General features: G+C 45.0%; 7 protein-coding genes and 1 other annotated feature (1 of these 8 only partly in view). Of the genes, 4 read left to right on the top strand and 3 right to left on the bottom strand.

All coding sequences use genetic code 11. The features are described 5' to 3' along the window. Positions 1 to 140: a binding site (T-box leader), on the top strand (it extends 90 nt beyond the left edge of the window). A gap of 42 nt (positions 141 to 182) precedes the next feature. The 4 genes from R7V76_RS00665 (at position 183) to R7V76_RS00650 (ending at position 8,488) form a co-directional block, all read left to right on the top strand. Further along, a complete protein-coding gene (locus tag R7V76_RS00665) occupies positions 183 to 2,825 on the top strand; it encodes a valine--tRNA ligase (protein ID WP_318091169.1) in 2,643 nt (880 codons plus the stop codon). A 56-nt stretch (positions 2,826 to 2,881) separates the two neighbouring features. Next, positions 2,882 to 4,132: a bifunctional folylpolyglutamate synthase/dihydrofolate synthase gene (locus R7V76_RS00660; protein WP_318090858.1), complete on the top strand. Its 1,251-nt coding sequence runs from the start codon at positions 2,882 to 2,884 to the stop codon at positions 4,130 to 4,132. A gap of 72 nt (positions 4,133 to 4,204) precedes the next feature. Beyond that, complete coding sequence (locus tag R7V76_RS00655) at positions 4,205 to 7,783, top strand: DUF5057 domain-containing protein (protein WP_318090856.1); 3,579 nt, start codon at positions 4,205 to 4,207, stop codon at positions 7,781 to 7,783. Between the two features lie 15 nt (positions 7,784 to 7,798). Continuing rightward, positions 7,799 to 8,488 (top strand): ankyrin repeat domain-containing protein, encoded by a 690-nt coding sequence (locus R7V76_RS00650; protein WP_318090854.1) that lies wholly within the window; start codon positions 7,799 to 7,801, stop codon positions 8,486 to 8,488. A gap of 47 nt (positions 8,489 to 8,535) precedes the next feature. Here R7V76_RS00650 and R7V76_RS00645 read toward each other — a convergent pair whose 3' ends face one another. From R7V76_RS00645 to R7V76_RS00635, 3 genes are read right to left on the bottom strand one after another with little or no spacing between them, the layout of a single operon-like run. Beyond that, positions 8,536 to 10,104, bottom strand: coding sequence for a type II secretion system protein (locus R7V76_RS00645; RefSeq protein WP_318090852.1), 1,569 nt, complete (start codon positions 10,102 to 10,104; stop codon positions 8,536 to 8,538). Between the two features lie 17 nt (positions 10,105 to 10,121). Then, positions 10,122 to 10,727, bottom strand: a complete 606-nt coding sequence (locus tag R7V76_RS00640; protein ID WP_318090850.1) for a PilW family protein — start codon at positions 10,725 to 10,727, stop codon at positions 10,122 to 10,124. Further along, positions 10,690 to 11,214 carry a type IV pilus modification PilV family protein gene (locus R7V76_RS00635; RefSeq protein ID WP_318090848.1) on the bottom strand — a complete coding sequence of 175 codons (525 nt, stop codon included), beginning with the start codon at positions 11,212 to 11,214 and terminating at the stop codon, positions 10,690 to 10,692. Before R7V76_RS00635 ends, R7V76_RS00640 begins: the two co-directional genes overlap by 38 nt. Between the last annotated feature and the right edge of the window lie 35 nt (positions 11,215 to 11,249).

Here is an 11,249-nt window from a genome sequence, read left to right as displayed (position 1 = left end):
AAGGTCACCCCACGAGCTGGTTCTGTAAGCGACAGCAAGCAGAATCCGGATTGCCGCACGTTACGCGGACTAGAGGGCACTCTATCAAGAGTGAACTAAGGTGGTACCGCGGAAGAGCAACGGCTTCTTTCGTCCTTAGATGAGGACGAAAGAAGCCGTTTTTATTATGGATTAAAGGAGCGATTCAGATGCAGGAATTATCAATGCCGGCAAAATATGATCCGCAGGCGACGGAAGAAAAATGGTACGACTTTTGGATAAAAGGGGAATATTTTAAAGCCGATCAGGATCCGGAGAAAGCACCGTATACGATCGTCATCCCGCCGCCGAACGTTACCGGTAAATTGCACCTTGGTCACGCCTGGGATACGACACTTCAGGATATGCTGACACGGATGAAGCGGATGCAGGGCTTTGACGTCTTGTACCTGCCGGGAATGGACCATGCGGGAATCGCGACGCAAGCAAAAGTCGAACAGAAACTCCGCGCAGAAGGTAAATCGCGTCTTGAAATGGGACGTGAGAAATTCCTCGAACAATCATGGGCATGGAAAGAAGAATATGCTTCAACAATCCGCGAGCAGTGGTCAAAACTCGGACTCGGACTCGATTATTCACGGGAACGGTTTACGCTTGACGAAGGACTGTCAGAGGCGGTTCAGGAAGTATTCGTCAAACTGTATGAAAAAGGTTTGATTTATCGCGGCGAATACATCGTCAACTGGGATCCGGCGACAAAAACAGCGATTTCGGACATCGAAGTTATTTATAAAGATATCGAAGGTGCTTTCTACCACTTCAGTTATCCGTTGACGGACGGATCCGGTCACGTTGAACTGGCGACGACACGTCCGGAAACGATGCTCGGCGATACAGCGATTGCCGTTAACCCGAAAGACGAGCGTTATGCCCACCTCGTCGGAAAAACGATTACGTTACCAATCGTCGGTCGGGAAATCCCGATTGTTGCAGATGAATACGTCGACATGGAGTTCGGAACAGGTGTTGTTAAAATTACACCGGCTCACGACCCGAACGACTTTGAAGTCGGAAACCGTCATGACTTACCGCGTGTCCTCGTCATGAACGAAGACGGCACAATGAATGAAAATGCAGGGAAATATGAAGGCATGGATCGTTTTGAATGCCGTAAGCAGATTGTTGAAGATCTCAAAGAATCAGGTGTCTTAATCAAAATCGAACCACACCTGCATTCTGTCGGTCACTCGGAACGGTCAGACGCGATTGTTGAGCCGTACTTGTCACTCCAATGGTTCGTCAAAATGGAACCGCTCGCTGAAAAAGCATTACAAGAGCAACAAGGTGAAGACAAAATCAACTTCATCCCGCAACGTTTTGAAAACACATATGTCCGTTGGATGGAAAATATCCGTGACTGGTGTGTCAGTCGTCAACTCTGGTGGGGTCACCGGATTCCGGCCTGGTACCACAAAGAAACAGGTGAAGTGTACGTCGGTAAAGAAGCACCGGCTGATCTCGAAAACTGGGAACAGGACAATGATGTACTGGATACGTGGTTCTCTTCTGCCCTCTGGCCGTTCTCAACAATGGGATGGCCGAACGAAGGCGCAGCCGATTATCAAAAGTACTTCCCGACATCAACACTTGTCACAGGTTACGACATCATCGCGTTCTGGGTCTCACGGATGATCTTCCAGTCGTATGAATTTACAGGCGAACGTCCATTCAACGATGTCTTGATTCACGGTTTGATCCGTGATTCGGAAGGACGGAAAATGTCCAAGTCACTCGGGAACGGAATTGATCCGATGGATGTCATCGAGAAATACGGTGCCGATTCACTGCGTTGGTTCTTAACGACCGGTTCCACACCGGGGAACGATTTACGTTTCTACTGGGAGAAAATCGAAGCGACATGGAACTTCTCGAACAAGCTATGGAATGCAAGCCGGTTTGCGTTGATGAACATGGACGGACTGACGTACGACCAGATTGATCTGTCAGGTGAAAAATCACTGGCTGATCAATGGATTCTGACACGTCTGAACACGACGATTGATGATGTCACGCGTCTGTCGGATAAGTATGAGTTTGGGGAAGCCGGTCGTGTCCTCTATCACTTCATCTGGGAAGACTTCTGTAACTGGTACATCGAGATGGCGAAGTTGCCGTTGAACGGTGAGGACGAAGCAGCGAAATTGACGACACGTTCGATTCTTGCCTATACGCTGGATCAAATCATGCGTCTGATGCATCCGTTCATGCCATTCATCACGGAAGAAATTTGGCAACATCTGCCGCATCAAGGCGAAACGATCACACGTGCCGCTTGGCCGACACGCAACGATGCACTCGACTTCAAAGCATCTGTTCCGGCTTTCGAAGCCGTTCAGAACGTCATCCGTTCAGTCCGGAACATCCGGGCGGAAGTGAACGCACCGATGTCGAAACAAATCCAGTTGATGATTTCAACGAGTGACGACCAAGTCCAACATGATTTAGAGACGAACGTCTCGTACTTGAAGAAATTTACAAATGCATCCGAGTTACTCGTCGAACGCAACATGGCGGCACCGGAAAAAGCAATGAGTGCGATCGTAACGGGAGCTGAATTGTTCATTCCGTTGGCTGATTTGATTAACATCGAGGAAGAAATCGCCCGTTTGAACAAAGAACTCGTCAAATATACAAAAGAAGTCGAACGGGTCGAGAAAAAACTCAACAACCCGGGCTTCGTCGGAAAAGCTCCGGCACACGTCATCGAAGAAGAACAAGCAAAAGCACAAGACTACAAAGAGAAACGGGCAGCAGTCGAAGTCCGGATCAGCGAACTCGCAAAATAATCTTAACAGTGGCTCAAGTTTTCTTGAGTCACTTTTTTTGAAGGAGTGAAGCAAGCGTGAGAACACGAGAAGATGTATTCGAATGGTTATCGGCGTTACTGGCCTTTGGCATTAAACCGGGACTGAGTCGGATGGAAGCGTTACTGGCGGAACTGGCGATTGATCCGGATGCGATTCCGACGATTCATGTCGCGGGAACAAACGGGAAAGGCTCGACGGTCGCTTTTTTACGGGAGATGGGAATGGCACAAGGACTGCAGATCGGAACGTTCACCTCACCGTACATCATCCAGTTTGAGGAACGGATCATGCTGAACGGTGTGCCGATCAGTGAACCGGATCTGGTTGAGGCGGCGAATGCTGTACAGAAAGCCATCACGAACATAGAATCGACAATCGGTACCGTAACGGAATTCGAAGCGTTGACGGGACTTGCCTTTTATCACTTCAATCAAATCCGTCCTGATGTTGTCATCTATGAAGTCGGACTCGGTGGTTTATATGATTCAACGAATGTCCTGAAGCAACCGAAAGCTGCAATCATTACGTCGATTGGTCACGACCATCAAGCGATTCTCGGAGATACGCTCCAAGAGATTGCCTTACAGAAGTTCGGGATCATCAAACAAGGGACACGAGTCATTGCCGGGAAACTGCAGGAAGAATTAACGGTCCCGTTGATGGCCTATTGTGGCGATCGGCAGGCGAGTTTGTCCTGGAGTCAGGAAGTCATCCGCCATTACCGGCTGAGTGAGACCGGAACGTGGGCGACATATGAAGGGATTCCTGAGACGCGTCTTGGACTCGAAGGCATACATCAAGTTCACAATGCGGCCAATGCTGTCGTCTGTGCGAAACAGCTCGGGTGGTCAAAGACCGCAATCCGGCGTGGATTGCGTAACGCTACACATCCGGGACGCTTTGAAATCATTTCCCGCAAACCGCGGATCATTTTAGACGGTGCCCATAATCCGGAAGGGGTGACGGCACTTGTCGAACGCTTGAAGGAAGAATCAAAACCGGTCGTCGTCCTGTGTTCGATCTTACGCGACAAGGATCGGGGAGCGATGCTTGCGCAGTTACAGGAAGTAACGTCAGAGATTTATGAGACGACGTTTGATTTTCCGCGGGCACGGACGCTTGAAGAATTAAAGACGGACGGAGCGAACGCGGTGGAACTCAACCGTTTTTTCAAGGAAGTGGATACGACAGGAGAGACGCTGATCGTCACCGGATCCCTCTACTTCATCAGCACAGTCCGCACATTACTAAAGGCGCAGTCTTTTACAAAAAAGGGAAAACAGTAAAAGACCTTGTATACTAATGGTGGGGTAATATAGTCCTAGATTTTAAGATCTTACGACGAGGAGACGATGGAGATGCAACGTTGGGTACGTCTGTTTTTAGTCAGCTTATTGATATTTACTAGTATTACGTATATACAACCACCACATACAAAGGCTGCAGCCGGAGAAAAATTTAAGATTTTAGAGGTACGGGACGCCTGGTCAGCAACAAACCGGATTGATCCGAAGACCGTCATCACATCGATGCTGACGGGACTGGATGCGACCAAATATGAAATTAAGATGATGACCGTTAAGGAACTGAATGCCTCACGTTTTCCACTTGATGGAGCATTTGATGCGATTGTCTTTGATTCGTCTGCATTTTCAAATGCAGATCGTTATTCGATGACTGTGTCAGATACCAAAAAAAATCATAATACAAATAAAATTGAAAATGATATTACGAAGTTAAAAGCGAACGAAATTAAAAATGCATACATTAAAAAAGGATTACCTGTTTTTTTACACCAAGATGTCTTCGCGCAAACCTCAAGTAATTTTAATTTAATTTTTAAAGATGTCCCTACCTATACTGACGTGGCGACGATCATTACAAAATTAAAAGCACAGAAAATTGTCCGGCCACGCCTCGAGAATGTATCCGCCCAACAAAATGGAGCAGCGTTGACTGGAGTCGATAAAGGACCGATGGCGGTTCCTGATGTACCAATCGATTTTTCATATACGACGAGTATCGAAAACACGAATCAACTGGTGCAACTCTTCATCGACTTTGACAGTAATGATCAATTTGACGAATCTGAAAAAATAGACGAGAAACCGGCCGGGAAGACCGGCGTGTTAACCTATAATTTTGATGCCCCAAGTTATACGGGGCCACGAAACTGGATGATTCGTGTTTTGAGCAGTGACGGCTTAACCGACTATAAAACCGGTAGCTTTTTGATGAAGGACCAAGTTGCAGAAGCAAAAATTCTTCAGGTCACAAGAGATACAGGTAAAGGATCGTTGAATACCTATTTAAGCGGTACCTATTTGGAGAAACCGGACTTTTATAAATTTAATATCGAAGTAACGGATTCTGCTAAATTTTCTTCGGACTACGCGAACGTTGATTTGAATTCCAAGTACGATTTATTGATATTTGGATTCCAAGATTCCTATGGTGCGGCGGCTGTAAGTGAAGCGGCTTCAAATAAAATCCTTGGATTTACAAATACCGGACAAGGACTCATGTTGTCTCATGATACGATTTTTAGACCAAGTCAATCGGCGAATTCAGAATTATTTTGGGAATCGAAGTTCGCAGGACTCGCAGGACAACAAAATTTCACGAACATGGGATATGCGGCTCCTCATAAATCAACTAAAGCCATCAAACAAAACTTAGGGGTCATGACATCATATCCCTTCAATCTTACGGATGAAATTGATATTGCCGAAACACATAACCAATACTTTGGACTGGATCTCGAACAACCGGATTTGATTCCATGGTACAACATCCGGGAAAACAGCGTTGATACAGCTAGTCAAGACGCTGGAAGAACCGTTGGTGATGCACGCAATCATTACTATATGTACACGAAAGGGAACGTGACCTACTCCGGAGCAGGACATACCTCTAAGTTTGATAAGGTTGGAGAAATGCAACTTTTCTCCAATACCATGTATCGTGCATTCATCGGTGCTAATCACAAACCTCTGATTAAAAATATTTTGCCTGATAATCAAGCCAGTTATTTAAGTAATGAGCCGCTTACGATTTCGTATAAAGTGAATGACTATGATTTACGTGATCGCCAATTAAAAACACGGATTTATATTGATAATGAAAAAGTATTTGAGAACGATAAATTAAAGAATAACTCCTTTGTCAGTCAGACGTTTAATGGGAAACTGGCGGGTAAAACGTCAGCAGTCATCCGAATTGAAGCAGAAGATCAGCGCGGAGCGAAGACGATTGAGACACGAACGATTCAAGTCGTTCAACCGTCTGCTTCATCCCCGTTCATCTTGTCGCGTTCAATCAATCCGGCTACCATTCCGCAAGGTGAAACAGCTGACATCACGTATACGGTCAAAACCAGTCCGATGCTTCAAAAAGATGCAATTGGAAATAACGGATATATCATGAGTCAATTTTCAGTTACAATGCAAAACATCTTATTCACTGAAAATTTCCCGGAAAATATTGATGTCGTTTCAGCGACTGGACTGGGTAACATTAAAATTGTAGGGAAAAAATTAACCGGAGATATTCCGGATATTGAATACGATGAAGCAATCGAAGGTGTCCATAAAGGATTATGGGTTGCGCAACCGTCTGAACTTACATTTACCGTAAAAGTTCGAGCAAAAGATAGCGCGGGAACTCATCTGTTTGATAAAAAAGATAATACTGTCAGTTCAACAAAAACGATTTACCGCGATAAGAAAAATGGAAAAGACAAGTCGTCATCTGTTTCCAACGATACACAAGCTTTTCCGACGCTCGGGTATGCTTTATCAACACCTTATGCGACAGACGTAAAAATTCCGCCAGTCCGAATCGACCTCAATACACCGTCCTATAAAGTCTTGCCGGAGATCAGTCCGGCCGGCAGTCAGTACGGAACGTTGAAATGGTCGATTGCAGACACAGACATCGCGACCATCAACCAAGAGGGAATCATTGTGCCGAAAAAAATCGGAACAACAGACATTAAATTGATTGTTCCTGTGGCGAATGGACGCGAACTTGTTGCGACGTCAAAATTAATCGTTAATGATGTGTTTGGAGGATTAGTTGTCCGTGATGTCCCAAGCGTCTTGTATGTCGGAGAAACGAAGTCGATGACCGGAGATGCTATCATGTTATCCGGAACGGATGCGCCGATTAAATGGATTATAACGAACACCTCATCTGTCGAAGCTACAGGCAAGGATACAGACATATTGAAATTGACAGGGATTAAACCTGGCACAATAACTGTACAAGCAGTCGTACCGGCGACGGCAGGGGCAACCACTTATCTGGCACAATCGCAAGTTTATCCGATTGAAGTCAAGTTGCCGGAACTCGTTGTTAATCCAAGCAATTTGGAACTTTGGAAAGGAACAACTCAAAATGTGACGGCTACGTTTTCTCCGGATATCCGCTTACCGTTCGTTCTATCAAAAATCAGTGATGCAATCGAGCTGACAGCGACCAGCACTGGATATGTGGTCAAAGGGCTGACCGGAACACCAAACGGTCCAGTCGATGCGGTCTTACAATTAAAAGATTTCCCGGATACTCGTGCAATAACGAAAATTACGGTCCGTGAAAATCCAATCTCGTTAACAGCAAATGATTTGACGATGACCTTGCAAGACGATCAAAAACGACCGATTCTTAACTGGTTACCGGTTACTGCGACTGAACGTTTCTATCGTTTGGAAGTATTGCAAGGGAAAGAATATGTCAAGACGGATGCGTCTGCTCAGACATTAAAAGCGCTCCGACCAGGTGTTGCCCGGATTAAAGTAACCGCCTTAAAAGAAAATAAAGATATTTTTGAAGTGACGAAAGAAGGAACAAATGAGAAACAACCGTTGACAACAACGTTTAAAGTCACGGTTTCATCCGAGGGATCAACAGGAGAAAGTGACACCGATGTGTATTAAAAAGGGGCAAACGACGTGACACGCAAAAAAATCATCAGCGTAGTCTTTCTGTTTCTGATTGGAATCGGAGGGATAACGTATTTTCTAATCGATTATCGAAACCAGCAAACATTTGAAGAGAGTCTCAAAACAAATGATGCAACCAAGTTGGAACAAGCAGCTGAAGCTGTCAATTTGTCTACAAAAGAGCGGAACCGGTACATTCGGAAGTTTCAAGAGTCATTGGAGTACGAAAAGGCACTTGTCTTGCTTGACCGAGCAAGTGCCGGAAATCAAGAAAACTGGTTCTATGTCGCACAATTTGCCTCGACCGATGTTGTCAAACAATGGTTAGCGGCTGGAGCTTCAACGAAACAGGTGAATAAAAACAAACAAAATGTTTTACATGTCTCAACCAGTATTAATCGTTCTGCCGATGCCTATGCTTTACTCGTCAAACGAGCTTCCAAGCAGCAATTGAATCAACTTGATCGATTTGGTCACACCCCACTGTATTATGCGACAGTGGATCAAAATCAAGAAGCGATGGAGTTGCTCCTTGCAGCAGGGGCTGTACCGGATAAAGGAACAGATCCACCAATCTATGAGACCGTCAAACAAAATCGAATCGATCTCTATGAATTGTTAGAGAAGAATGGGGCGTCAGCCACGGCGAAACAAGTAAAGAAAATAGCAAAGAGTTACGGAGCAGAATCATTTAAGTAACGCAAAACACGACATCCTCATGAGAAAGGATGTCGTGTTTTTGTATGTCACGGAAGACGTTTAGGTGTCTCGACATATAATTGAACGGCTCGGCTGAGCGGTAACATGGCAGTTGGATTTTGAAGAACACTAGCATCGTAAGTCAGACGCAGGCGTGATTTTTCAGCATCCGTCGATTGTTTGGCAGTCATCAACGTTTGAAGGGCGAGCACATCTTGCGGGAAGCTGTTTTCTGGTAAATCCAGTGTTCCACGGTAGGCGTTGATTTCAAGCTGACCTCTCGTGAAAATACCTCCGTGAAGATTCATCGTAGAACCGACGGAATAGATTCGATTCAAGGCAGGATCATCACTGTATAAAAAGGCATTCATGTCTGGTTTTGATGTCTGTGGAGTTGAGAACTTGTTGACACGGTTAATCGTCAAGCTTCCTTTACTGAGAAGAATCAACGTATTTTGACTTGATGAACTGGCGATTCCTTGAATATTGGCATCATCCAGTCGACTCGAACCCGTTGAAAACATGGTCGTCGCAAAGCTGACATTGCCTCGAATCAATAAATTACCTAAAACAATCATTGGACGTTTAATTTCAAGCGGCTGATTCACAGGATTTAAAGAGGAAATGGTTAAATTCCCGTCGATAATGAGCGGTTCCTTTGATTCCTTGACGATATCGTCAGTGATGGTCACAGTGTTATTTTCGGCAGGTGCCGGTCGAATCAACTGTTTGTCTGTACTGAGTTCGTTTAGGAAAGGACCTGTTAAAATCGCTTGTTTGATTGGTTGGGCACGCAAATAGCCCGGTAATGCCGAAAGGGAAGTCGTACTTGGAATATTTAAAAAATCGTTTAAAGCAAACTCGAAATCGAACGGAACCAAAGCTTCTTTCGTTGCGACCAGATCTGTCTGAACAGCGGGGTCAAATACACTCGTATCACAAGTAATGAAGTCACGACAGCTCAGCAAAGGTTGATCCTTCGGCTGAAAAACTTTAACCTGACCGTCGATGTAAGAACGGGCTGTTTTATCCGTATAGGCACCGGTCGCGCCATTGTAGATGAAGTTCGGTGATGCAGATACTTGTAACGGTTGCCGGGAGAAGACATTTCCTTGAATCCGCGGGGCACCGTTTAAAATGACTTGATTATCAGAGCCGAGAATGTAATATAAAAAACTTGGAATAGCGGACAGATAAACACGTTGCGAATACTTTTTCCGGACCGTCGGCTGATCGCCTTTTGTTTCTTCCACTTGTGCCGTCAAATCGAAGGCCTTGACGCGAACATTTGAAGCAGATTCGTTTAACGTCACTTTGACACTCGGTGCTGCAGTCGCAAGCTTTAAAATGATTTGATTGGTCGGATCATTAAACAACTCTTTAGAAGAACTCGTCGGGCTGGTTCCAGCTGTAGTCGAAACGATTTGTTGCAAGGCGGCAATCGCTTGATTCAATTCACTGTGTGTTGCTGATTCTACTTCAATGTTCGTCCCGCGAATTTCTGTCAGCCGTGTGGATTGAAGGCTGATACCAATTGTCGCGACCGCTAAAACGGACAGTACTGTTAGTGTGACTAATACAAATAATAAGGTATAGCCTTCTTCGGATTTTCGCATGGGTCATCCTTTCTCTCTTAAAAACCGATCGTGCTTGTGAGGGTTTGTGTTTCTTCTTGGTCGACGGACTGGATTGTTAAGGTGATGGTCAGGATTCCGTGGATGACGTAAGTTCCAGGAGAATCACCAGTCGTAATCGTGACCATTTCCGGACGTGAGAGGGTAAATGTTTTTTTGAGACTGGTCTGTTCATCGATTTTCTCGGTGGATCCTGAATAAATCATAGTCGTTTGTTCCATTCGTTTTCCGGTAAAGGCATACGTAATCGGAAGAATGGCATCATTTTGGTTGGCGTTATAGGGTACGAAACCAGCCGACCGTTCAAGGAGCCCTGTTGATTGACTGATACTTGGCAGTGTTTTTTTATAAAATGATAACTGATTGGGTTCGTCAATTCGAACAGCATCAAACCCGGTTATTTCATTTAAAATCAAACCAACCGAACTGTCCGCTTCGCTTCGTAATTCACTAATGATTCCGGTTGCCTGAAAGCTCTTTGTTCCCGAAATAAACACCGTTAGGATGACCGCACTGAAAATCGCAGCAATGACGATGGCGACCAGCAATTCAACGAGTGAAAATCCGTCACTTCGTTGATGGAAAACTTTGATTAAGCGTCGCATTGGTGATCGATCCTTTCAAGGAAGTAATCGGCTCCGGTTGTCCGTCTGGATAGACATAAATATACAAATCGAGCAGATTGGGATCCGTTTGTCCGTTGATTTTGCGTGGCGTGACACTGAACTTTACATCGAACGGTAAATTATTTATTTCGGCATCATTGAAGATTGAGTCGCAAATAGCCGATACACCACATGACGGCGTGCTCGGCGTCGGTATTACAAAAGCTCCATTCTGATAGATTGCTTGTTGGGCTTTTGTTTTTAAGTCATTAAAAACAAAAGGACCGGACTCTGCTTCGACAGCTTCCCGCTCAATATAAGAGGCGGCATTTTTAGCGAGATAATTGGCAAACGTCAATTTGGTGCTATCCCGGGATGCAGTGAGAGACTGAGAAAAGATACTGATTAACGATACAGAAATAATCGATAAAATCGTAATGCTGACTAATACCTCAATTAATGAAAAACCAGCTTGCTTGTTTGGCACGGATTCACCTCATGTCTAAATCAATAGGATTTCTG

It is taken from the genome of Exiguobacterium artemiae (assembly GCF_033342815.1).
Taxonomy (GTDB): domain Bacteria; phylum Bacillota; class Bacilli; order Exiguobacteriales; family Exiguobacteriaceae; genus Exiguobacterium_A; species Exiguobacterium_A artemiae_A.
The sequence above is the reverse complement of the archived record's forward strand: the minus strand, read 5'-3'. Positions and strand labels throughout refer to the sequence as shown.

What these genes read in the sequence shown, in the direction of transcription:
- R7V76_RS00655 (WP_318090856.1), top strand. Translation starts at nt 4,205, where the DNA reads ATGCAACGTTGGGTACGTCTGTTTTTAGTCAGCTTATTGATATTTACT.
- R7V76_RS00645 (WP_318090852.1), bottom strand. Translation starts at nt 10,104, where the DNA reads ATGCGAAAATCCGAAGAAGGCTATACCTTATTATTTGTATTAGTCACA.
- R7V76_RS00640 (WP_318090850.1), bottom strand. Translation starts at nt 10,727, where the DNA reads ATGCGACGCTTAATCAAAGTTTTCCATCAACGAAGTGACGGATTTTCA.